We start from the raw sequence: 21,955 nt of genomic DNA on the forward strand, positions 1-21,955 counted from the left end.
CACAGGATGACCTATCTCGAATTCGAAAAGCCTCTGGCCGAGATCGAGGGCAAGGCGGAGGAACTTCGGAACATGGCGCGCGCCAATCCGGAGACGAATGTCGAGAAGGAGGCCGCCGCCCTCGACAAGAAAGCCGAGACACTGCTGCGCGACCTCTACAAGGGGCTGACGCCATGGCAGAAGTGTCTTGTTGCGCGCCACCCGGACCGGCCGCATTGCAAGGACTATATCGAGGCGCTGTTCAGCGACTGGATGCCACTGGCCGGTGATCGCGGCTTTGCTGACGATCACGCCGTGATGGGCGGACTTGCGCGGTTCAACGACCGCCCCGTGGTCGTGATCGGTCAGGAAAAGGGGCATGACACCTCCACCCGGATCGACCGCAACTTCGGCATGGCGCGGCCGGAGGGCTATCGGAAGGCGATCCGGCTGATGGATCTGGCGGACCGGTTCCGGTTGCCGGTGGTTGCGCTCGTGGACACGCCCGGCGCCTATCCCGGCAAGGGTGCAGAGGAACGCGGACAGGCGGAAGCCATCGCACGGTCCACGGAGAAGTGCCTCAAGATCGGCGTGCCGCTGATTTGCGTGGTGATCGGTGAGGGTGGTTCGGGCGGCGCGGTCGCCTTTGCCACGGCAAACCGGCTCGCCATGCTGGAACATTCCGTCTATTCGGTGATCTCTCCCGAGGGCTGCGCCTCCATTCTTTGGAAGGATGCGGAGAAGATGCGGGAGGCGGCGGAGGCCCTGCGGCTCACCGCCCAGGATCTTCACAAGCTCGGCGTCATCGACCGGATCGTCAAGGAGCCGCTTGGCGGCGCGCAACGCGACCCGGCCGCCGCGATCGAGGGCGTGGGCAACGCTATAGCGGCGATGCTGGGCGAGCTTGACGGCCTGGGCCGCGAGGATCTCATCCGGGAGCGGCGGCGGAAGTTCCTGGACATGGGGTCAAAGACGCTGGCTGCCTGATCGGCATGGTCTGAAACGGGGGCGCATGTTCGAATGCCAATGGGCGCGCGAACATGCCTGCTCACCGGTCACCACATCGTCTTCGCCGCGCGCTCCGGCCATGTCCGGTCATACTCCGGGCCACCCACCTGCCCGGCGGTTGCGGCCACGAGCATCTCTCCCGGCGTCGGCAGGCCTGCCGCCTCATCCCCCGCTGTCCACAGGCGAGATCGCATCAGCGCCCGCGCGCATTGGAAGTAGACCTCCTGCGTCTCGACCACCATGATGCTCCGCGGAAGCAACCCCTTTCGCGCGAAACTCTCACGCAGATCGTCATCCGCCGTGACCGCGCCAAGCCCGTTCACGCGAAGGACGTTATTCGATCCAGGCACCATGAAGAGCAGCGAGACGCGGGGATCGCGCACGACATTTCGCAGCGTGTCGATCCTGTCATTGCCCTTCCAGTCCGGCAGGAACAGTGTCCTGTCCTCGGCAATCCTGACGACCGGCCCATCGTCCCCGCGTGGAGAGCAGTCCGTTCCCTCCGGCCCGACCGTCGCCACGAGGCAGAACCGCGACGCCGCCATCCAGCGGCGATACTCAGGTGTCAGGCCAGCCGTTACCTTGCGGGCGGCGGCGGGCGCAGGTGTGCCGTAAAGCGCCTCCAGCTCCGTTATGTCGGAAATGGTTTTCATGGCAGCGCCTCCTGCACCGGGAATCCGGCCTCCCGCATCAGCGCATCCGAGGCGGTTTCGACCCTGTCCTCCAGTGTTTCCAGAAAAGCGTGATGTTCAAGACCGGGCGCAATGCGCGGTAGAAATTCCATCACCGCGTGACCGGGCCGCCTGAGCAGCCCGTGCCGCGGCCAGAACACGCCGACATTCGTCGCCGCAGGGACGCAGTCCTGGCCGAGTTCCAGATAGAGCGCGGCGGCTCCTCCCTTGTAGCGCTCTGTAGCTCCGGGAGCGACGCGGGTGCCTTGCGGAAAGATGATGAGCTGTCCGGGCATGGACCGTCCCGCCGCTACCTCCGCAACCATCTCGCGCAGCGCCCGCCCCCGCTTGCTGCGATCGACCGCGACACAGCCGATACGCTTGGCGTAGAAGCCGACAATCGGGGCCCAGAGCAGCTCTTTCTTCATCACGAACTTCGGCCGCGGCACGGCAGAGACGATCAGGATGATGTCGAAGAACGACTGATGCTTGGAGGCAATGATGACCTCGTCCTCGGGCACATCGCCCCGGATTTCGGAGGACAGCCCGACGATCCAGCGCGCCGACCAGCGCACCCAGCGGCAATAGGTCCGGCAGGCGGTATAGGCGGTCTCGCGCCGGAGCAGGACGGCGGGCATGAACACCACCGCCAACACGGCCATCATCACGTACATCTGGACGATGAACACGAACGAGAGGACATACTGGAGGGGGAGGTACCGTCGCATCACTGGAAGCCGCGCAATGTCCTCAGGGCCGCTGTCCGGGTTGCGGCGAGCGCCACCGCCGCTGCGGCCAGCGGGACGAGCAGCGGCAAGAGCCAGCCCGCGCCCCGGAAGCCCAGCCCTTTCAGCACCGCATCCTCCCCCGACGGCAGAAGCGCGAGAGCGAGCAGCGCGATCACCGTGCCCACCGCCGCGCCGCCAAGCGCGCGCAAGGTAAAGCGGCGTACGAAAGCCTGCGCGATATAGCTGTCCCGCGCGCCCACCAGCCGGAGCACGCGGATCGTCTGGGCATTGGCCGAAAGCGCCGCGCCCACAGCCAGCGCGATCATGGCCGCCGTTGTCGCTCCGATGACCAGCACGGAGGCAATGCCCAGAAAGCGCAGCCGGTTCGCCGCCGAGACGAGCGGTGCACGCCAGCGGCTATGGTCGTCCACCACCGCGCCGGGGACTTCCGCGCTCAACCGGAGGCGAAGCGCGTCTACGTCGAAACCGCTGGCTGTGCGGGCCTCGATGAGCTGGGGAATCGGCAGCTCCTCCACTGGCAGGTCGGCGCCAAACCACGGCTCCAGCAGGGCCCGCGCCTCATCCGCCGAAAGCGCCCGCGCCCCCGATACCGCCGGAGTGGATGCGAGGACGGAAAGCGCGGTATCCGTCTGGCGCGCCATCTCCTCCTCCGGGGCGGAAATACGCAGCGTGATCGCCCCGTCCAGTGCAGAGGACCAGTCAGAGGCGATGCGCCCCGCTGCAGTGGAAAGCGCCAGCGCGAAGACAGCGAGGAAGGCCATGGCAGCCGCAGTGAACAGCGTGAGCTTCGCCGGATTGCCCGAGGGGGGGACAACGCGGTCGGAGGCACCATCCGGCTGGAGAAGAGCCGCGAGCGAGGAAAGGTAGGCTGTCACCGCGTTCACAGGTCTACCCCCGCAAGTTGCACCCTGCGGCCACGGATGCGGAGCACGCGCGCCGCCACCCGTCCCTTGGCCCAGCGGATCAGGTTCATGTCATGCGTGGCGATCACCACGGCCTTGCCCATCCGGTTCAGCTCGATGAGCAGCGAGATCAGACGCTGCGCCATCTCCCAGTCTACGTTGCCCGTAGGCTCATCGGCCAGAATGACGTCAGGAGAGGTGATGATCGCCCGCGCCAGCGCCGCACGCTGCCGTTCCCCGCCGGAAAGCTCGGGCGGCAACGCCTCCGCCTGACGGGAAAGGCCGACCCAGGCCAGCAGTTCCTGAAGATAGGCTTCCGCCTCATCGCCCCGCCCGGCAACTGTAAGCGGCAGTTCAATATTCTCCGCCAGCGGCAGGTGATCGAGGAACTGGCAGTCCTGATGCACGACGCCGATCCGCTGGCGCATGTCGGCGACGGCATCGCGTGGCAGGCCGACGACGTCCTCGCCAAAGATGCGCAGCGCGCCGCTGGTCGGCACGAGTTCCCCGTAACACAGCTTGAGGAACGTGGTCTTGCCCGCACCGGAAGGCCCGGTCAGGAAGTGGAACGATCCGGGAGCAAGGCGCAGCGACATGTCGGCCAGCAACTCCCCTCCGCCATAGCTGTAGGCGACGTTCTGAAATTCGATCAACGACTTCTCCGATGCTGCCCGGCCCCGTGCCGGCGCGGTTTCTACGACCGCTCTGGACGTTTCATCCACCGGTAGAGCCGGGCTTGGATTGACGCCGGCGCCTTGTTACAACAGCGGAAAGTTAGGATCCACCGCGAGACGCGGGTCGAGGGCAGATGCGGCTGATTTGCGCGAACTGCGGTGCGCAGTACGAAATTTCCGATACGGCGATCCCCCCGCAGGGGCGGGAGGTGCAATGCGCGGCATGTGGCCACGGCTGGTTCCAGGCGCGAGAGGATGCGGCCCCCGCCGCCCTTCCCCGAAGGCCGGTGGATGCGGACGTGCTGAACGTCCTGCGGGAGGAGGCCGCGCGCGAAGCGGAAGCAAGGCGCAGCCCGAATCGCCAAAGCGAAACCCCGCCGGCGACGGTCGAGCCTGCGGTGCCGGAAGCGGCGTCCCCCGTTCCTCCGGCCGCAGCGGCCCCGGTACAACCGCAGACAACCGCACAGCGTGACACCGCTGCGGCCCCCCCGCCAAGTCTGCGCACCCCGTGGCGGCTCCTGCCCGACCCCGCAACTGGGAGCCGGCTCCCGGCCCCGTCGACATGCCGGTGAACCAGGCCTTGGAGGACTTCGCCAACGAAGAGGAAGGCGAGCAAGGCCGCCGGCGCTTCCGCATCGGCTTTGCCTGCGGACTCCTTCTCGTCGCTTGTCTTGTCGCGCTTTATATCGTCGGACCTGGGCTGGCCGGGGATATGCCCGCGCTCGCGCCCTATATCGCCACCTATGTGGAGAATGTGGATGCGGCGAGAAGCTGGATCCGCGATCTGGCCGCTCCCGTGATCGGCGCGCTGCAAGGGTGATCCATGCGCCCTCTTGACCTTCCCCTGACTGGAAGGACCATATCGTGGGAAAGATCAGGAGGCATCCATGCAGGATTTCATCGTCAACGATATGAGTTGCGGCCATTGCGTCGCGACGATCCAGAAGGCCTTCGCGCAGGCGATGCCGGAGGCGCGGGTGGACATCGACCTCTCCCGTCATCTGGTTTCGGTCAACGGGGATGCGGCGCGGGCGGCTGATGTCATACGCGAGGCAGGCTACACGCCGGAAACGGCGTAGGCCCCAGGATTTTGTCTATTCACTCATGGTCTGCGAGATCGGCCGACGTTCATCGTTGCGCATTGAGAAAGCCTTTCAGGCACCACTGATCCCGGGAGGGCCCCGCCTTTCATGAAAAAGGGCTGCCGGTTCTCCCGGCAGCCCTTACCTTTCCAGCGGTCGAAAGACTCAGTCCTTCGCGCGCTCCACATAGCTGTTGTCGGCGGTGGAGATGACGATGCGGGTGCCCGCGCCGATATGCGGGGGTACCATGACGCGCACGCCGTTGGTCGCCAGCGCAGGTTTGTAGGAGGAGGAGGCGGTCTGCCCCTTCACCACCGGCTCGGTCTCCGCGATCTCCACGACCAGCTTCTGCGGGAGTTCCATGGCGATGGCGACGCCTTCGAAGGTCCGCAGATAGACCTTGATCCCGTCAGTCAGGAACACCTTGTCGTCCCCCACCACATCGGCGGAGACGGTAAGCTGCTCGTAGTTCTCCGGGTTCATGAAGTGGAAACCTTCGCCATCCTCATAGAGGAAGTCGTATTCCCGCTCGTCCACCGTGGCCTTTTCCACCATCTCCGTCGTGCGCCAGCGTTCGGCAACCTTCACCCCATCGGAGATGCGGCGCATGTCGACGGAGGTGGTCGGCGTGCCTTTGCCGGGATGGAAGTTCTCGGCCTTGAGGACGACATAGAGCCGGCCCTCCAGTTCGACGACATTGCCCTTGCGGAGCGAGGAGGCGATGACTTTCACGGGTTTTCCTTGAGCTTGTCCTTGAGCTTTGGCAGCGGGTCGCGTAAGCCGCCGCCACTTGGCCGGAGGCCCTAGCGCATTCCGCCCGGAAATTCCAGCCGAAAGCCGCAGGACCATCCGCCCATGACCGATACGCCCTGGTGGACCCCCGACCGCCACGCCGACCGCCGCCCCGTGCTTCTGGCCCGAAACCGCATTCAGGCTGCCCTGCGAGGCTGGTTCGCGGCGGAGGATTTCGTGGAGGTCGATCCCGCAGCTCTGCAAATCTCTCCGGGGAACGAGGCACATCTGCATGCCTTTGCCACCCAGGCCATCGGTAATGCGGGCGAAACGCGCCAGATGTATCTGCACACTTCCCCCGAATTTGCGATGAAGAAGCTGCTCGCGGCGGGCGAGACGCGCATCGCCGCCTTCGCCCATGTCTGGCGCAACCGGGAGCGCGGCGCGCTGCACAGCCCGGAATTCACCATGCTCGAATGGTATCGTGCGGGCGCGCCCTATGAGCGGTTGATGGCGGATTGCGCCGAGATCATGCGTCTTGCCGCGGCGGCGACAGGCGCATCGGCGTTCCGCTTTCGCGACCGGACTTGCGATCCCTTTGCGCCCCTGGAGCGGTTGAGCGTCGCCGAGGCGTTTGACCGTTACGCCGGCATCGACCTGCTGGCGACGCTGCATCCCGATGGCCAGCCGGACCGCGAGGCTATGGCCACGGCCGCGCGCAGGATCGGCACCCGGGTTGCAGAGGATGACACCTGGTCCGACCTCCTCTCCCGCATTCTCGTGGAACGGGTGGAGCCGCGGCTGGGCCTTGGCCGCCCGACCGTGCTCGACCGCTATCCGGCGGTGGAGGCCGCGCTGGCCCGCAGGACGCCGGATGACGCCCGCGTGGCCGAGCGGTTCGAGCTTTATGCCTGCGGGGTCGAACTGGCGAATGGCTTCGGGGAGCTGACCGATGCCGTCGAACAGCGGCGTCGTTTCATCGCCGAAATGGACGAGAAACAACGTGTCTACGGGGAGCGCTATCCGCTGGATGAGGATTTTCTGGAAGCCTTGCCGCATATGCCGCCTGCGAGCGGTATCGCGCTGGGTTTCGACCGGCTGGTGATGCTGGCCACGGGCGCCCCCCGGATCGACATGGTTGTCTGGACGCCTGTTCCCTGATCAGCGGGCCGCCCCTCTGTGATCACTGGCCGTTCAACAGCGCCATTGCCTCGGCATGGATGTCCGCATTGGCGGCGGCAAGGATCCGCCCGCCGTCATGAGCTGCCCCTCCGCGCCAGTCGGTCACGATGCCGCCCGCCGCCTCTATCACTGCGATGGGGGCCTGCACGTCATAGGGTTGCAGGCCCGCTTCGATCACCAGATCGATCTGCCCGGCAGCAACCAACGCATAGGCGTAGCAATCCATTCCGTAGCGCGTGAGCCGCGCAGCCTCCGAGACTCGGCGGAAAGCCGCCCCTTCCTCCGGGCTGCCGACTTCGGGGAATGTCGAGAACAGGATGGCTTCCGAGAGCGGGCGGGGGGGACGGGTCTTCAGCACCCGCCGCCCTTGGGGGCCATCCATCTCCGACATGCCAAGCCCACCCCGGAAGCGCTCACCGATATAAGGCTGGTCGATCAGCCCGAACACCGGGCCGTCTGCGTCTGCGACGGAGATCAGCACGCCCCAGGTCGGGGTGCCGGACAGGTAGCCGCGCGTGCCGTCAATCGGATCGAGCACCCAGGTCAGGCCGCTGCTGCCCGCTTCCCGCCCGAACTCCTCGCCGAGAATGCCATCCTGCGGACGCTCGCGAGAAAGAATGGCGCGCATCTCCTGCTCCGCCAACCGATCTGCGACGGTGACAGGATCGAACCGGGCGATCTCCTTGCTCTCTGCCGAGAGGCCGAGACTGCGGAAATGTCGCAGCGTCGCCGTGCGGGCCGCGTCGGCCAAGGCATCCGCCGTCGTGATGAGGGAAGCGCGGGTTTCTGCGTCGATCGTCATGATATGCTCCGGCGGATAGACTGCCGGTAGCGGTCCGCATCCGGCCCGTCAAGCGGGCCGGCGCCGGGAGAGCGTTTGAAACCGCGGGCTTTCAGGCCGCGTCGCTGAGAACACGCGCGAGCTCAAACAGCCGGCGGCGCTGGTTTTCCGGGATAGCATAGTAGGAGCGGACGAGTTCCAGCGCTTCCTTGTCGGCGAGGATATCCCCCTCGGCCACCCTATCGGGGGCATCCGATTCGAGCCCTTCAAAGAAGAAGCTGACCGGTACCGCGAGTGCCTCGGCGATATCCCATAGACGGGACGCGCTGATGCGGTTCATTCCCGTTTCATATTTCTGGATTTGCTGGAACTTGATGCCGACTTTATCCGCAAGCTGCTGCTGCGTCATGCCAACCATCCAACGACGATGGCGGACGCGCTTGCCGACATGCACATCGACGGGGTGCTTCATCACTCACTCCTCACTAACCGGGAAACCTAAAGGCGCCCATAACCTAAATAAGCAAATTTCGTGCCAACCAGAATGCCGCAACCACAAAAAGTTTCGGCAATTACTTTTATAACTTTTATCAACTCTGAGGTGAACAAGTTTATGCGGGCTCACTCACACTTTTGAAAAATTTTAGAAGAAAAGCCGCAGTATTTTAAGCTTCTCATTTGCAGAAAGCAAAAATTCTGCTGCTGATTTCCTATTCTGCAACGTGCAACCGCAAAGGCTCGCGCAACCCCTGCCCTCCATAGGCCTGACGGAACGCCTGCGCGAGCGCGTCGCGAATCTCCTTGTTGCCTCCGCCCGCCCGATAAAGGCAGATCTGCGTCCAGCCCAGGTCCGGCAGATTGGCCTCCGACGGGACGAGAGCGCACCCATGCGGGAGCACGCCGTCGATCCGAACCGTGACCGCCAGGTCCGCCGCTGCCGTCGCCTCCATCACATGCTCCGATTGACCATCGAACGCCATCTCCCACGGTATGTCGGCACGATCAAGCGCTGCAATCGCCAGCGGCCGGAATCGGCAGCGTTCCTCGAATGCCAGCCGCAGCGGGCGTTTCTGCGCTGCCGTTCCCCCCGGAGCGCCGATCCACACCAGCTCTCGCTCAGCCAGAACCTCGCCGTCCTCACTCACGTTTTCTTCCGTCGTCAGGATGAAATCCAGCTCTCCCCGCCCGAAAGCGGCTTTCAGCGTGGTCGTGAAGGAGGAGACGAGATTGATCCTCATCCGGGGATAGAGCGCGGCGAACCGCTGAAGGATCATCGGAATCTGCGGATAAACGATGTCATGCGGCACACCGATGCGCAGTTCGCCTTCATAGACATCCGCTGTCAGCCGGGCGAGCGCTTCATCATTCAGTTCAAGCATTCGCCGCGCATAGGTGAGGAGCTGCTCCCCTTCCGCCGAAAGCGACATCCGTCGTGCACTGCGACAGAAGAGCTGGAGCGCGAGTGAATCCTCCAGTCGCCGGATCTGCATCGACACGGCGGATTGCGTCAGGTTCAGAAGGCCGGCGGCCCGTGTCACGCCACCGGATTCCGCCACCGTGACAAATGAACGCAGGGCGACAAGATCGAGATTTCTGAGCATCACACACCTTGATGATATACAGCACAAACATTCGTTTTCATTATATCATGACAGACCTCATATCTGACAGCAGAAATCGTAGATGACCGGTCGAGGTACCGGTCAAAACAAGAGGTCGGATCATGTTCGGTGTATTCACAGCTCCTTTAAGCCGTTTCATCAGCAACACCGGAACGGCTCGCAACACCCGGAAATCACTTACGGATCGCGTTCTTGACGCGCAATCCCTCCGCCGTCAGCGGTTGCATCTCGGCGCCCTGGACGACAGGCTTCTCGACGATATCGGTCTGAGCCGTGACGAGGCGGACGGCGAAGTGAAACGGCGCGCATGGGATGTGCCATCGCATTGGCGCCGCTAAGGGATAGCAAGCCGATATTGATAGCCCCGGCCTGAATGGCCGGTGGCTTAACCCGCTTGAAAGATATTGCCGCGATACCGAAATTGGGGGAGATCACCCGGCCTCTGTCTGGAGCCGGGGAGATTGCTGAATATATGGAGGAATTGATGGCAGACTACAATTCGGTCCGCATGGGTCAGGCGGGTGTCCGAACCGCGCAGATCGATGAGGGTCTTCGCGCTCATATGAACAAGGTCTACGGACTTATGTCCGCCGGTCTCGGCGTGACGGCGCTCGTGGCCTGGTTCGTCGGCTCCAACCCGGCGCTGCTGGCACAGATCTTCGGCTCGCCGCTGAAATGGGTGGTGATGTTTGCCCCGCTGATCGTCGTTTTCGGCTTCAGCGCCATGATCAACCGGCTTAGCCAATCCGCCGCGCAGGGGGTGTTCTTCCTCTTTGCGGCGCTCATGGGCCTGTCGATCAGCTATATCTTTGCTGCCTATACCGGCATTTCGATTGCGCAGACCTTCCTTGTCACCGCGATCGCCTTTGCGGGCCTGAGCCTCTACGGCTATACGACCAAGCGCGACTTGTCGGGCATGGGCACTTTCCTGGTGATGGGTCTGATCGGCCTGATCGTCGCGTCCATCGTGAACATTTTCCTTGGCTCGCCCGCGGTAATGTTTGCGATCTCCGTGATCGGTGTTCTGATCTTCGCTGGTCTGACGGCGTATGACACGCAGAACATCAAAAGCACCTATGTGCAGATGGCGAGCACCGGCGACACCGAATGGCTGGGCAAATCCGCGATCATGGGTGCGCTGAGCCTTTATCTGAACTTCCTGAACATGTTCATGTTCCTGCTGCAGTTCATGGGCAACCGCGAATAAGCGGGCCGCTCACAAGGCAAGGGGGCCGGTCGTTACGACCGGCCCTTTTTCGTACGGCTCTACACCATAGCCTCTGCGCCTATCTCCTGCATGGCCTTTGCTGCCAGGTCGAAAGAATGCAGACGCGCGGCATGGTCATGTATCTGTCCGGTCAGCATGACCTCATCGGGGCGATAGCGCTCTATCAGCGCGCTCAATTCCCGGCGGATGGTCTCAGGTGAACCGGTCGCGGAGCAGGACAGCGCCTCTTCAACGGAGGCCCGCAAAGATGCCGGCACGAGACTTTCGATATCCTTGACCGGGGGCGGAAATTTACCGGGTTGACCGGTGCGCAGACGGGCGAATGACAGTATCATCGACGTCCGCAGGTACTTCGCCGCCGCATCCGTATCCGCCGCAAAGACCCCTATCGCCATCATGAAATGCGGCTTCTCCAACTGCGGAGAGGGGCGAAAACTGCTGCGGTATGTCTCGGCAGCCTGGGCCAGCATCGCAGGGGCGAAATGCGAGGCGAAGGCATATGGCAACCCCAAGTATGCCGCCAGTTGCGCGCCGAAGAGGCTAGACCCAAGAATCCAAACCGGGACATGCGTTCCCTCGCCCGGAACCGCGCGGATACGGGCTGCAGGATCCGCATCCCCCATGAAGCGGATGAGGTCAACCACGTCCTGCGGAAAACCGTCACCATTGTCGTGACTGCGCCGAAGGGCATGCGCAGTCGCCATGTCGGTGCCGGGCGCCCGTCCAAGGCCGAGATCAATGCGGCCTGGATAAAGCTCCGCCAGCGTTCCGAACTGCTCGGCGATCACAAGTGGCGAGTGGTTGGGCAGCATGATGCCGCCTGCTCCAACACGGATCCTCTCTGTTGCTTCGGCGACGTTCCCGATGACGACGGCAGTCGCGGCCGAGGCGATACCCGGCATGCCGTGGTGCTCGGCAAGCCAGAACCGGTGGTAGCCCCATTTCTCGGCGTGCTGGGCAAGATCCCGGCTGTTCGCAAAGGCTTGGGAGATACTCTGCCCCTCGCCAATAGGCGCGAGGTCGAGGAGTGAATATTGCATGGTCTTCCCCTTTCCCTTCCTATGTGGGGCGGGAAAGGGAGGAATGAAACCGTGGTTCAGGCGCTGAGCGCTGCTTTGGCCTTCGCCGGCATTGCGTCTTCCAAGGGATCGCGCAGCACATATCCCCGTCCCCACACCGTTTCGATGTAGTTCTCTCCGCCGGTTGCCTCCGACAGCTTCTTGCGCAGCTTGCAGATGAAGACGTCGATGATCTTCAGCTCCGGTTCGTCCATCCCTCCATAGAGGTGATTGAGAAACATCTCCTTGGTCAGCGTCGTCCCTTTACGCAGGCTCAGAAGTTCCAGCATCTGATATTCCTTGCCGGTAAGATGAACCGGACGGCCAGCGACATCCACCGTCTTGGCGTCCAGATTGACGCTGAGCTTGCCGGTCGGAATGACCGGTTGCGAGTGCCCCTTGGACCGGCGGACGATCGCATGGATGCGGGCGATAAGCTCGTCGCGATGAAACGGCTTGGTCATGTAGTCGTCCGCGCCGAAGCCGAAACCCTTGATCTTGGAATCCGTGTCGTCAGACCCGGAGAGGATCAGGATCGGCGTGGAGATCCTTGCCATGCGAAGCTGGCGAAGGACTTCATGACCGTTCATGTCCGGCAGGTTGAGATCCAGCAGAATCAGGTCGTAGTCGTACAGCTTCGCGAGATCGATGCCCTCCTCCCCCATATCCGTGCAATAGACGTTGAGGTTCGCGTGGTTCAGCATCAGTTCGATGCTGCGCGCAGTGGTGGGATCATCTTCCACCAGCAGAATTCGCATTATCATCCCTCCGGTTAGCTTAACGGTTTCACCCTGCGGTAGAAGGGTTAATTACACGTTACCGTGGATGAATATAGATATCATTCAACCGATGGTTGTCTATACCGCTGAATTGTCGTGACTTTCAGGCCACTTTCCCCGTAGGTGGCAACTGCATTTGACCACAGATCCAGTTCCTCCTCCGACAGCGCGTAGCGATCCATAGCTTCTTCCCGGGACAGCAGCCCATATGTGACGGCGCGCACCACGAGGGCTTTCCGGCTTGCAACCCAGCGCCGGGTATCGGGAGGCGGCAGGTCCGCGCGTGACAGAATGGTGCCATCGGGAAGGGTTACGGTACGCCGTCCGCCCACTTTTTTAAGATACATGCTCGACTTCCTCTCCACCGACGTTGCTGCCGGCGAGACCATTTAGAAGTAGGGGTCTTAAGGACAGGTGAAGCAGTGGGTTGTGAGTTTGTCGAATTTTCCTATATTGCTTCGCAATCCCAGAGGTCAGTCATGCCCAGAGACACTGCCGTCAACTCGCTCGGCTTTGCGAAGCCGCCTTCCGAAACGCGCGTCGTCGTCGCCATGTCCGGCGGCGTCGACAGTTCCGTGGTTGCGGCACAGCTCAAGACCGAAGGGTATGACGTGGTCGGCGTGACGCTTCAGCTTTACGACCACGGTGCGGCGCTTGCGAAGAAAGGGGCCTGTTGTGCGGGCCGCGACATTCATGATGCGCGTCGCGTGGCAGAGGAAATGGGTTTCCCCCATTACGTCCTCGATTATGAGAACACCTTCCGGGAAGCCGTCATCGACGAATTCGCCGATGCATATCTGGGCGGTGCAACGCCGGTCCCCTGTATCCGTTGCAATGAGCGGGTGAAGTTCAAGGACTTGCTCGAAACCGCGAAGGACCTTGAGGCCGATTGCATGGCGACCGGCCACTATATCCAGCGCAAGATGGGCCTTCGGGGTGCAGAGCTGCACCGTGCGGCGGATCCGGCCCGCGACCAGTCCTACTTTCTGTTCTCCACGACAGCGGAACAGCTCGACTACCTGCGTTTCCCGCTCGGCCATCTGGCGTCGAAGGCGGAGACGAGGGCGCTTGCCGCACGCTATGGCCTGCCGGTGGCAGACAAGCCCGATAGCCAGGACATCTGTTTCGTGCCCGACGGGAACTATGCCGCGGTCATCGAAAAGCTGCGCCCGGGTGCCGCCGATCCGGGAGAGGTGGTGGATGCCGACGGTAATGTGCTGGGCGAACATCGCGGGGTGATCCACTATACGGTCGGGCAACGGCGTGGGCTGGGCATCGGCGGCACGGGTGAGCCGCTGTACGTCATTCGGCTCGATCCGAACAACCGTCGCGTGATTGTCGGCCCCCGTGCCGCTCTGGCGACTCGCCGTGTTCCGCTTCGGGAGATCAACTGGCTGGGTGACGCGCCCTTTACCTCTCAGCCCGAATGGCATGTGGCGGTGAAGGTCCGGTCGACCCGTCCGCCGCGCGAAGCGATCCTGCGTCCGCTGTCGGAGACGGAAGCGGAAGTCGAGCTTCTGAACCCCGAAGAAGGTGTCTCCCCCGGGCAGGCCTGCGTGTTCTACGCGCCGGAAGGCAGCCGAGTGCTGGGCGGCGGTTGGATCTGGCGCGGCCGCTAGGCTCTTGTCAGCAAGGCCGGCGTCACGCGGAGGACCGATCTGGCGGCGCGCAAGCCCGGTGGCTCGCCCCCGCGGCCGAGACGGTCCATCGTCTTGGCCATCGCCGCCGCCTCCGCCGCGCGAAGCGGCCCGCCTGAAAGCAGTTCGGCCAGTGCAGGCGCTATCTTCTCGGGCCGGCAGTTCTCGCCGATGAACTCGGGGACGGCGCGCGTATCGCTTACCAGATTGACCAGCGTCGCGGTATCTATCCTTACCAGCCTGCGGATCAGCATCCATGTGAGCGCATTGAACCGATAGGCGATGACCATGGGCACGCCCGCTGCCGCCAGTTCGAGCGACACGGTACCCGAGGCCGCAAGGGCCGCATCCGCCGCGCCAAAGGCCGCCCGCTTCATCTCCGGCGCATCGGGAGGCACGATCAATGGCTTGACGGGCCAAGCGGCGGTTGCCTCGGCCACCAGATCGACCACGCCCCGGACGGTGGGCAGCACGACGCGCGGTCGCTGCGGCAAGGCAGCGATCGTCGCGCCGAAAATCGGGGCAAGGCGCTCCACTTCCCCCCTCCGGGACCCCGGCAGGACAAGGAGCAGCGGCTCCTCCGGCGCGATATCGTGAGCAAGGCGGAAGCGCAACGCCTCCTCCGGCGTGGCCTGCGGCTCTGCCACGACCGGATGCCCGACGAAATCGCAGCTCATCCCGGCGGCTTCCATATAGGGCGGCTCGAAGGGCAGGATGGCAAGGACATGATCTATCATCCGCGCCATCCGTGCCGCCCGCCCCGGACGCCAGGCCCAGACGGAAGGCGCCACGTAATGCACCGTGCGCAGCTCTGGCCGAACTTCCTTCACTCCTGCGGCAACGCGGAGGCAGAAATCCGGCGCATCAATGGTGATGAGGACGTCCGGCCGATGCTGCAGAACATCGGCCACGACCTGATCCTTGCGGCGGACGAGGTGACGATACTTCGGCAGAACTTCCATCAGCCCCATGACGGAGAGTTCCTCCATGGGAAAGAGGCTCTCCAATCCCTCCGCCGCCATTCCGGGGCCGCCGACCCCCATGAATTCGATGTCGGGAACAAGGGTTCTCAGCCCCCCCATCAGCGCCGCGCCGAGCCTATCTCCCGACGGCTCCCCGGCGACGAGATAGGCTTTCACGGCTGCCGCGCCCAAAGGAACAGGCCGGCGGCGTCGGCGATGGACACCATCTCCGCCCGGTCAACAAGCAGGACGCCGCCTGCCTCGAAGGCGACGCCGGCAAGCCCTGCCGCGACTGCCTTTTCCACCGTGCGCGGGCCAATGGCGGGCAGGTCCATGCGCCGCTCCTGCCCCGGCTTCGGCGCCTTGTAGAGCACACCGCGCGCGCCGCCCGGATCGGGGCGAAGACCCTGCATCCCGGCAACCCAGTCGAGCATCGCATCGGTTCCGGGAAGTGACTCCGCCGCGAGGCACAGGCCCTGCGCGACAACGGCACCCTGCCCTACATCCGCCGCCCCGATGGCACGAACGATTTCCGCCGCGCGGACGACATCCCGTTCATCGCCTTGCGAGGGCCGCGCGGCTGTCAGGACGCCCGCTTCAGGCACCAGTTCGGGCGCGATCTCATCCGCGCCGACGACCCTGAACCCATCCTCCTCAAAGATCGCCAGCACCTCGCGCAGGATGGTATCATCTCCCCCCTGCATCGCGGCGGCCACGCGGGGAATGAGCTGCATCGTGCGGCTATCAAACTGATCGGGTTCCAGCTTGGGACGGCGAAGCCCGCCCGCGAAGATAAGCCGGTCAACGTCAAGTTCGTGCAGACGGTCCATGAAGGGCACGAGGCGCTCGAACCGGAAGGGTTCCACCGCCCGCCCCTCCACGCTGACGCCAGGCAGGCCGGCAAGCACAAACTCGGCCTCCCGCGCCTCCAGCGTGTCGGCGAGAAGCGCCGGCAGACGACCGGTGCCCGCGATGATCGCGACCCTGCTCATCGCGGCGTCAGGAAGGAACGGTCAGTCTGGCCGAGGATGAAATCCACCACCTCCCGCACATGATTGCTCTCTGTTTCCGCAGCGAGCTTCCGGGCGCGGTCCAGAAAGGCGCCTTCGCCGGACGCCAGCACCTGATAGGCGGACCGGAGCGCGGAAATCTCCGCCCGCTCCACGCCGCGCCGCTTCAGCCCCACGAGGTTCAGCCCGTCAAGCTCCCCCCGCGGACCCTGAACCAGACCGTAGGGGATGACGTCATTGGTCACCATGGTCACCGCGCCGATGATGGCGCCCTGCCCGACCCGAACCCACTGATGCACGCCGGAAAGCCCGCCGATGATGACGTCGTCGCCGATATGGCAATGACCGGCGATGGCCACCTGATTCGCCATCACGGTGCGGTGTCCGATCTCACAATCGTGGCCGATATGCGCCCCTGTCATGAACAGGTTGTCATCGCCGACGCGCGTCACGCCGCCGCCACCCGCCGTTCCGGTGTTCATCGTCACACCTTCGCGAATGCGATTGCGCCGGCCTACGATCAGCCGCGTCCGCTCGCCCCGGAACTTCAGATCCTGCGGAATCTCCCCGATGCAGGCAAAGGGGAAAACGACGGTCTCATCGCCGATCTCCGTCCAGCCGGTAAGCACGGCATGGCTCTTCAGCACGACGCCCCGGCCCAGTGTCACCTCCGCACCCACGGTGCAGAACGGGCCGATGTGGCAATCGGGGCCGATGACGGCCCCCTCTTCCACAACCGCGCTCGGATGAATGATGGCGGAGGCGGCGATGCTCATGCGGGAGCCCGGCTGAGGTCGATCATCGCGGTGAATTCGGCCTGTGCGGCAATTTCTCCATCGACGCGCGCGGTGCCATCGAACTTCCATACCTTGCCGCCGCCGCGCTTCACGACGACTTCCAGCTCCATCACGTCGCCCGGAACCACCTTGCGACGGAATTTCGCCTGCTCCACGGACATGAAGTAGACCAGCGCGTTCTTGTCCAGCAGGTCCATCGTCAGGCTCACCAGCACGCAGGATGTCTGCGCCATCGCCTCCACGATCATCACGCCGGGAAATACCGGAACGCCCGGGAAGTGTCCCTGAAACACCGGCTCGCTGATCGACACGTTCCGTACGCCTACGGCGCGGCGGTTAAGCTCGATCTGCACCACCTTGTCGATGAGCAGGAAGGGATAGCGGTGCGGGATCAGCCGCTGAACAAGCTGGATATCCGCGTCGGGAGCCGGCCCCTCCAGAATGACGGGGCGAGTCTTGGGCGCAGGGGTCTTGGCCTCGGCGGCCTCGGTGTCGGGCATCGGAAACCTCCTCGGGCTGTCGGTGCCTGACTAGCAACTCCCCCCGGCGCTGACAAGCCGCCGGGACTGCCAGATCAGGGCGTTGCAGGCGTGCCGTCCACGGCTGCCGGCGGCGCCCCCGCCGCGTCGTTATCCTCGCCCAGCACCTTGTCCAGCCGCGTGATCGCGTCATCGGTAATATCGATCTGGCTCGAGGCAATGAGAACCGCCCGCACATCGAGAACAGCGACCGCCCCCCGCTCCGCGACAAGCTGTGCGAGGATCGGCACGGCTGTCTGCAGAAGGCGCTTCCGGTCCTCCTCGGTCCGACGGCCAAGCTCGCGCGATTTGGCATCCTGTTCCTGCCGGATCCGGACAACCTTCTCGTCGAAAGCTTGAGCGCGTTTGCGAAAATCATCTACGGGAAGCGTATTGCGCAGGTCGGTCAGGGCGCGCTCCTCCCCCACCAGTTCGGTTTCGATCCGGCGATTCTCGGCCGCGAGTGCGCGCGACTCGTTCTCCAGGGCCTGCTGCCCGGCTTTTCCAAAGGCGCTGTCGGAAAACAGCCGCTCCTGATCCACGGTCAGGATCGGGGTGACGGCGGCCGGCGGATGCGGCACGGGCCAGACGTTCGGAACGAGCGGAGCGGGCACGGCCTCCTGCCCTGCCGCACCACCGCCCCAGAGCATGGCGGAAATCAGGCAGACGATCGGCCGCGCGCGCATTTCCTGTCAGAACCGGGTGGAAACCGTGAAGTCGAAGTTCTGCTCCCGGTCGTAATCCTCCTTGAGCAGCGCCTTGGAGAAGTTGAACCGCAGCGGGCCAAGCGGGCTCGTCCAGAACACGGAGAAGCCAACAGCGGAGCGCCAGTTCAGGCTGTCATCCACCTCGCAACTCGCGATCGGGCAAGAGCCGTAGTAGGGGCCACCCTGTGTGTCGTCGAGGCTCCAGACCGAGCCGACATCCCAGAACAGGCCACCGGAGATGCCATATTCCTGCGGCAGGCCAAGCGGGAACTCCGCCTCCAGCCGCGCGACGGCGAAGATATTCCCGCCAAGCGCGTCCTCATTCGAGACGCTGAGGTCGCGCGGCCCGAGACCGGAGGATTCGAAGCCCCGCATCTTCCCGCGCAGGAAGAAGCGATCCGTCACCCGGCTGTCCTGCCCGCTGAGCATGTGGATATTGCCGCCTTCCACTTCCGCGCGGAGGGTCACATCCTCGTTCATCACCTTCATTTCCGCGCCGAGCAACGCCGTGGTCGTGATCGCCTTTACATCGCCGCCGACGCCCAGGAAATCCTGCCCGAACTGAAAATAGACACCGCGGTTCGGCGTGAGGCCGGTGGTGCGGTTGTCGAACTTATAGGTATAGCCGACCGCGCTGGTGATGAGCGCACCTTCGGCTTCCTCCCGGTGGAGGATCATGGACGAACCGGTGTTGTTGATCGTCGGATCGCCATTCGCCGCCGGATCGCCATAAGGCACGTTCGTCAGCTTGTCGCGCGAGAGCCGGTAGCGCAGTTCGAGCCGCCCCTGCTCGCTGATCGGGAATTCGATCGACGGCACGATGCCGGCGCGCTGCGTGTTGTAGTGGATCCGGTTCGAGGTAGAGCCGCGGTTGTAATAGAGATTGAACCGCAGCCGCAGATCGCGGTCGAGGAAGAACGGCTCGATGAAGGTGAAGGAGGTATTGGTATCCTCCGTTCCCGAGCTGAGGTTGAGCGCGACCGTCTGCCCGCGTCCGAGGAAGTTCGACTCCGAAAGGCCGACGGAGAATCCAGCACCGGAATCGACGCCGTAGCTCACGCCAAAGGAGAGGGAGCCGGTCGGCTGCTCCTCCACATCGACATCGACGATCACCTGCTCAGGCGTGCTGCCCGGCCGCGCGTTCGCCTGCACATCGGAGAAGTAGCCGAGCGCCCGGATACGCTCCGCGGTCTGGCGGATCTCACGCGGGTTGTAGGGGTCGCCTTCCACCACGCGGAACTGCCGCCGGACCACGCGATCCAGCGTCGTCTGATTGCCCTCGATGTCGATCCGCTCGACGAACACCCGTGGGCCGCGGTTCACGAAGAACTCGACATTCACGATGCCGTTCTGCGGATCGCGGGTCAGCCGAGGCTCAACCCGAACGAAATTCATGCCCTTCTGCAGCGCGAGCCGCTCCAGCCGGGTGATGTTCGCGTCGATCTCCGTCGGGTTGTAGTAACCGCCGGAGGACATGCGCAGCGCCTCCTGAAACTCCGGCACGGAGATATCAGGCAGATCGGTCCCCACGGAGACGCGGCCCACCGTGTAGCGCGGCCCCTCCCGCAGGTTGAAGTTCAGGAAGAAGGCGTTCCGGTCGCGGGAGAATTCCGATGTCGCGGAGAGAACCTGAAAATCGGCAAAGCCCCTCGACCGATAGAAGTCGGTAAGGAGCTGCTTGTCGAACTCCACCCGGTCTTCGACATAGCTGTCGGACGAGATGAGCCGCCGCAGCAGCCCGGCCTGTTTCGTGGCCAGAACCTGCCGGAGCCGCCCTTCGGAGAACGAACGGTTGCCGCTGAAGCTGATCCGCTCGATCTCCACCACGCCGCCTTCGCGGACTTCGAACACGAGATCGACGCGGTTGTCGCTCCGCCGGATGATCTTCGGCTCGACAATCGCGGCGACGCGCCCGGCGTTGCGGTAGAGGTCGGTGATGGCGGCGGCATCCTGCTCCGCCTGGCTGGGTGAGTACACATGCCGCGCCTTGGACTGTACGGCGGCGGCGATCTGCTCATCCTTGATCCGCTGGTTCCCCTCGAAGGCGATCCTGTTGATCATCGGGTATTCCGTGACCCGCACGACAAGCGTGGAGCCCTGCGGCTCCAGATCGACGGATTCGAACAACCCGGAATTCATGATCCGCTGATAGGCATCGTTCAGCTGCCCGGCAGAAACCGCACGCCCCTGCGAGATGCCCGCATAGGTAGAGATCGTCGCCGTATCGACATACTGATTGCCGACCACGCGGATGGTGGAGAAGCTGTAGCTCTGCGCATAGACCGCCGGCACCATCAGCGCCGAAGCCGCAGCCGTCCCCAGAAACAGCGAAATCGCCGCACTTCGCGCCCGGTCGCCCAAGCGATCGCGGCGCACCCCGAGGGCCCCGTTCCGTTCCGCCATGTGCAAGCCCCCGCTCTGCCCTTTTTTGTGTTTGACTTTGACTAGCCCGAAAGCGCGTCCGTGTCAAAACACTCGCGCGCCCAGACGCCCCGCGCGTGGCAGAAAAGGCCCATGGATCGTGCCGGGCTCCCTCAGGGGCAGAAGATGTCGTTGGTGAGCGCAAAGACCATGAGCGTCAGCAGCATCGCCAGACCCAGCGACATGAGCATCCTGAGCGCCCGGTCCGAAGGCGGACGTCCCGTCACTGCCTCCCATGCGTGGAAAACCAGATGCCCGCCGTCCAGCACCGGGACCGGGAAGAGGTTCATCATGCCAACCGCCGTGGAGAGGACAGCGATGAACCAGATGAAACTTGCCAGGCCCTGACTCGCCGCCGCGCCTGATGTTTCGGCGATTCCGATGGGGCCGCGCAGGTTGCAGGAGCTGATCGCCCCCGTCAGCATGTGCCACAGACCGGAGAGGCTGGTGGCGACGACCGACCATGTCTGTTGTGCGCCAAGGCTCATCGCCTCGAAAGGCCCGGGGTGGCGCATGTCGGGCATGAAGCCCGGCCCGCCGGTCAGGCCGATCATCCACCGCGTCTCGAACCCGCCGCCCGCTGCGGGAAGATCGGCGCTGCGCGGGGTAAGCGTGACATCTGAAACCTCGCCGTTGCGCCAGACCCCCAGCGTCATCGGCTTTCCTTCGGAAGCACCGGCCGCTTCACGAAGCTGCCGGAAAGCGTTTATCGGCGTGCCGTCGACAGAAAGGATCACGTCCCCGGGCTGCAATCCGGCGGCATCCGCGGCGGATTGCGGCTGTACCCCGTCAACGACCGGCGGAAAGGGAAACGGCCCCTGCACCGTCATCTCCTCGCCGCCGCGACGGACGAGATAGGGCACCCGCTCCGCAGGTTGCAGCGACTCCGCAGCCAGCACGAAGGCGGAGGTGTCCGGCGTCCGGACGCCGCCCACCGACAGGATGACGTCGCCTTCACGAATCTGCTGGCTTGGCCCCGGGAGACTGCGCAGCTGGCCAACCACCGGCTGCTCCGCCGCAATGCCCTGGAACATGAAGAACCCGGCAAAGATCGCGATGGAGAGCACGAAGTTGAACACCGGCCCGGCGGCAACCGTCATCGCCCGTGCCCAGAGCGGGGCACCATGCATGGTCGCGCGACGCTCCTTTGAACTTAGCCCGGCCAGAGCGCGTTGATCCACGCCAGCGGAAGCCGGGTCGGCGTCGCCCCGAAATTTCACATAGCCCCCGAGCGGCAACGCCGCGACCTGCCAGCGCGTGCCGTGCTTGTCCACGCGGGAGAACAGCACCGGGCCAAATCCCAGCGAAAACACATCCGCCTTGATCCCCGTCCAGCGGCCGACGATGTAGTGGCCATATTCATGCACCGCGACGATGATCGACAATGCCACGACAAAGGCGATGATCGTTGCCGCGAAACTCCCGAAGGAGGGGATCAGTCCGATAGTCTCCAAGC

General features: G+C 64.0%; 26 protein-coding genes. 8 read left to right on the forward strand and 18 right to left on the reverse strand.

Features of this window, described 5'->3' with window-relative positions; translation table 11 throughout:
- Positions 1 to 6 precede the first annotated feature (6 nt).
- The gene (locus CN97_RS14410) at positions 7 to 966 is read left to right on the forward strand and encodes an acetyl-CoA carboxylase carboxyltransferase subunit alpha (RefSeq protein ID WP_035712834.1); all 960 of its coding nucleotides are present in this window, start codon (positions 7 to 9) and stop codon (positions 964 to 966) included.
- 68 nt (positions 967 to 1,034) lie between these two features.
- Here CN97_RS14410 and CN97_RS14415 read toward each other — a convergent pair whose 3' ends face one another.
- The 4 genes from CN97_RS14415 to CN97_RS14430 are packed head-to-tail and all read right to left on the reverse strand — an operon-like array spanning position 1,035 to position 3,962.
- Positions 1,035 to 1,640, reverse strand: a complete 606-nt coding sequence (locus CN97_RS14415; protein ID WP_035712836.1) for a pyridoxamine 5'-phosphate oxidase family protein — start codon at positions 1,638 to 1,640, stop codon at positions 1,035 to 1,037.
- On the reverse strand, positions 1,637 to 2,386 hold the full coding sequence (locus tag CN97_RS14420; RefSeq protein WP_035712838.1) for a lysophospholipid acyltransferase family protein: 750 nt from the start codon (positions 2,384 to 2,386) through the stop codon (positions 1,637 to 1,639). Before CN97_RS14420 ends, CN97_RS14415 begins: the two co-directional genes overlap by 4 nt.
- Positions 2,386 to 3,282 carry a cell division protein FtsX gene (locus tag CN97_RS14425; protein ID WP_035712960.1) on the reverse strand — a complete coding sequence of 299 codons (897 nt, stop codon included), beginning with the start codon at positions 3,280 to 3,282 and terminating at the stop codon, positions 2,386 to 2,388. The genes CN97_RS14420 and CN97_RS14425 overlap by 1 nt, the downstream gene beginning before the upstream one ends.
- A 5-nt stretch (positions 3,283 to 3,287) precedes the next feature.
- Entirely contained in the window at positions 3,288 to 3,962 is a 675-nt protein-coding gene (locus CN97_RS14430) for a cell division ATP-binding protein FtsE (protein WP_035712840.1), read from the reverse strand.
- A 155-nt stretch (positions 3,963 to 4,117) separates the two neighbouring features.
- Between CN97_RS14430 and CN97_RS20735 the strand changes: the two genes are divergently transcribed.
- The 3 genes from CN97_RS20735 to CN97_RS14440 all read left to right on the forward strand — a co-directional run bounded on the left by CN97_RS20735 (position 4,118) and on the right by CN97_RS14440 (position 5,062).
- On the forward strand, positions 4,118 to 4,555 hold the full coding sequence (locus CN97_RS20735; RefSeq protein ID WP_088217549.1) for a zinc-ribbon domain-containing protein: 438 nt from the start codon (positions 4,118 to 4,120) through the stop codon (positions 4,553 to 4,555).
- Complete coding sequence (locus tag CN97_RS14435) at positions 4,546 to 4,803, forward strand: hypothetical protein (protein ID WP_035712842.1); 258 nt, start codon at positions 4,546 to 4,548, stop codon at positions 4,801 to 4,803. The genes CN97_RS20735 and CN97_RS14435 overlap by 10 nt, the downstream gene beginning before the upstream one ends.
- Before the next feature lie 67 nt (positions 4,804 to 4,870).
- Positions 4,871 to 5,062 carry a heavy-metal-associated domain-containing protein gene (locus tag CN97_RS14440; RefSeq protein ID WP_035712844.1) on the forward strand — a complete coding sequence of 64 codons (192 nt, stop codon included), beginning with the start codon at positions 4,871 to 4,873 and terminating at the stop codon, positions 5,060 to 5,062.
- Between the two features lie 168 nt (positions 5,063 to 5,230).
- On the opposite strand, the gene efp is transcribed toward CN97_RS14440, so the two are convergent.
- On the reverse strand, positions 5,231 to 5,797 hold the full coding sequence (gene efp / locus CN97_RS14445) for an elongation factor P (RefSeq protein ID WP_035712845.1): 567 nt from the start codon (positions 5,795 to 5,797) through the stop codon (positions 5,231 to 5,233).
- A gap of 123 nt (positions 5,798 to 5,920) precedes the next feature.
- Here efp and epmA point away from each other — a divergent pair, with 123 nt between their 5' ends.
- Positions 5,921 to 6,958 carry an EF-P lysine aminoacylase EpmA gene (gene epmA / locus CN97_RS14450; RefSeq protein ID WP_035712847.1) on the forward strand — a complete coding sequence of 346 codons (1,038 nt, stop codon included), beginning with the start codon at positions 5,921 to 5,923 and terminating at the stop codon, positions 6,956 to 6,958.
- Positions 6,959 to 6,980: 22 nt separating this feature from the next.
- Here the strand turns inward: epmA and CN97_RS14455 are convergent, their stop codons facing one another.
- From CN97_RS14455 to CN97_RS14465, 3 genes are all read right to left on the reverse strand, one after another.
- Positions 6,981 to 7,781 (reverse strand): inositol monophosphatase family protein, encoded by an 801-nt coding sequence (locus tag CN97_RS14455; RefSeq protein WP_035712848.1) that lies wholly within the window; start codon positions 7,779 to 7,781, stop codon positions 6,981 to 6,983.
- Positions 7,782 to 7,872: 91 nt separating this feature from the next.
- Positions 7,873 to 8,232, reverse strand: a complete 360-nt coding sequence (locus CN97_RS14460; RefSeq protein WP_035712849.1) for a helix-turn-helix domain-containing protein — start codon at positions 8,230 to 8,232, stop codon at positions 7,873 to 7,875.
- Positions 8,233 to 8,470: 238 nt separating this feature from the next.
- The gene (locus CN97_RS14465) at positions 8,471 to 9,361 is read right to left on the reverse strand and encodes a LysR family transcriptional regulator (RefSeq protein WP_035712850.1); all 891 of its coding nucleotides are present in this window, start codon (positions 9,359 to 9,361) and stop codon (positions 8,471 to 8,473) included.
- Between the two features lie 122 nt (positions 9,362 to 9,483).
- Here CN97_RS14465 and CN97_RS14470 point away from each other — a divergent pair, with 122 nt between their 5' ends.
- Together CN97_RS14470 and CN97_RS14475 are read left to right on the forward strand one after the other, a co-directional pair.
- Positions 9,484 to 9,720 carry a DUF1127 domain-containing protein gene (locus CN97_RS14470; RefSeq protein ID WP_084684185.1) on the forward strand — a complete coding sequence of 79 codons (237 nt, stop codon included), beginning with the start codon at positions 9,484 to 9,486 and terminating at the stop codon, positions 9,718 to 9,720.
- Positions 9,721 to 9,866: 146 nt separating this feature from the next.
- Positions 9,867 to 10,589 carry a Bax inhibitor-1/YccA family protein gene (locus tag CN97_RS14475; RefSeq protein ID WP_035712962.1) on the forward strand — a complete coding sequence of 241 codons (723 nt, stop codon included), beginning with the start codon at positions 9,867 to 9,869 and terminating at the stop codon, positions 10,587 to 10,589.
- Positions 10,590 to 10,648: 59 nt separating this feature from the next.
- Here CN97_RS14475 and CN97_RS14480 read toward each other — a convergent pair whose 3' ends face one another.
- The 3 genes from CN97_RS14480 to sciP form a co-directional block, all read right to left on the reverse strand.
- Positions 10,649 to 11,650 (reverse strand): LLM class flavin-dependent oxidoreductase, encoded by a 1,002-nt coding sequence (locus tag CN97_RS14480; RefSeq protein ID WP_035712852.1) that lies wholly within the window; start codon positions 11,648 to 11,650, stop codon positions 10,649 to 10,651.
- Between the two features lie 56 nt (positions 11,651 to 11,706).
- The gene (ctrA, locus tag CN97_RS14485; protein ID WP_035712854.1) at positions 11,707 to 12,426 is read right to left on the reverse strand and encodes a response regulator transcription factor CtrA; all 720 of its coding nucleotides are present in this window, start codon (positions 12,424 to 12,426) and stop codon (positions 11,707 to 11,709) included.
- An 80-nt stretch (positions 12,427 to 12,506) separates the two neighbouring features.
- Positions 12,507 to 12,794, reverse strand: coding sequence for a CtrA inhibitor SciP (gene sciP, locus CN97_RS14490; RefSeq protein WP_035712855.1), 288 nt, complete (start codon positions 12,792 to 12,794; stop codon positions 12,507 to 12,509).
- Between the two features lie 132 nt (positions 12,795 to 12,926).
- Between sciP and mnmA the strand changes: the two genes are divergently transcribed.
- Positions 12,927 to 14,066 (forward strand): tRNA 2-thiouridine(34) synthase MnmA, encoded by a 1,140-nt coding sequence (mnmA, locus tag CN97_RS14495; RefSeq protein WP_035712856.1) that lies wholly within the window; start codon positions 12,927 to 12,929, stop codon positions 14,064 to 14,066.
- Here mnmA and lpxB read toward each other — a convergent pair.
- The 7 genes from lpxB to rseP form a co-directional block, all read right to left on the reverse strand.
- Positions 14,063 to 15,223 carry a lipid-A-disaccharide synthase gene (gene lpxB / locus CN97_RS14500; protein ID WP_035712964.1) on the reverse strand — a complete coding sequence of 387 codons (1,161 nt, stop codon included), beginning with the start codon at positions 15,221 to 15,223 and terminating at the stop codon, positions 14,063 to 14,065. The two genes, mnmA and lpxB, sit on opposite strands and share 4 nt — an antisense overlap.
- The gene (locus tag CN97_RS14505) at positions 15,220 to 16,038 is read right to left on the reverse strand and encodes an LpxI family protein (RefSeq protein WP_035712857.1); all 819 of its coding nucleotides are present in this window, start codon (positions 16,036 to 16,038) and stop codon (positions 15,220 to 15,222) included. The genes lpxB and CN97_RS14505 overlap by 4 nt, the downstream gene beginning before the upstream one ends.
- On the reverse strand, positions 16,035 to 16,832 hold the full coding sequence (gene lpxA / locus CN97_RS14510) for an acyl-ACP--UDP-N-acetylglucosamine O-acyltransferase (RefSeq protein ID WP_035712858.1): 798 nt from the start codon (positions 16,830 to 16,832) through the stop codon (positions 16,035 to 16,037). The genes CN97_RS14505 and lpxA overlap by 4 nt, the downstream gene beginning before the upstream one ends.
- Entirely contained in the window at positions 16,829 to 17,353 is a 525-nt protein-coding gene (fabZ, locus tag CN97_RS14515; RefSeq protein WP_084684186.1) for a 3-hydroxyacyl-ACP dehydratase FabZ, read from the reverse strand. The genes lpxA and fabZ overlap by 4 nt, the downstream gene beginning before the upstream one ends.
- A 74-nt stretch (positions 17,354 to 17,427) precedes the next feature.
- Positions 17,428 to 18,057, reverse strand: coding sequence for an OmpH family outer membrane protein (locus tag CN97_RS14520; RefSeq protein ID WP_051911272.1), 630 nt, complete (start codon positions 18,055 to 18,057; stop codon positions 17,428 to 17,430).
- Positions 18,058 to 18,063: 6 nt separating this feature from the next.
- Positions 18,064 to 20,481 (reverse strand): outer membrane protein assembly factor BamA, encoded by a 2,418-nt coding sequence (gene bamA, locus CN97_RS14525; protein ID WP_051911273.1) that lies wholly within the window; start codon positions 20,479 to 20,481, stop codon positions 18,064 to 18,066.
- A 131-nt stretch (positions 20,482 to 20,612) separates the two neighbouring features.
- Positions 20,613 to 21,953 carry an RIP metalloprotease RseP gene (gene rseP / locus CN97_RS14530; RefSeq protein WP_035712859.1) on the reverse strand — a complete coding sequence of 447 codons (1,341 nt, stop codon included), beginning with the start codon at positions 21,951 to 21,953 and terminating at the stop codon, positions 20,613 to 20,615.
- Positions 21,954 to 21,955: the final 2 nt, after the last annotated feature.

Origin of the sequence: Haematobacter massiliensis (assembly GCF_000740795.1) — a bacterium.
Classification (GTDB): Bacteria; Pseudomonadota; Alphaproteobacteria; order Rhodobacterales; family Rhodobacteraceae; genus Haematobacter; species Haematobacter massiliensis.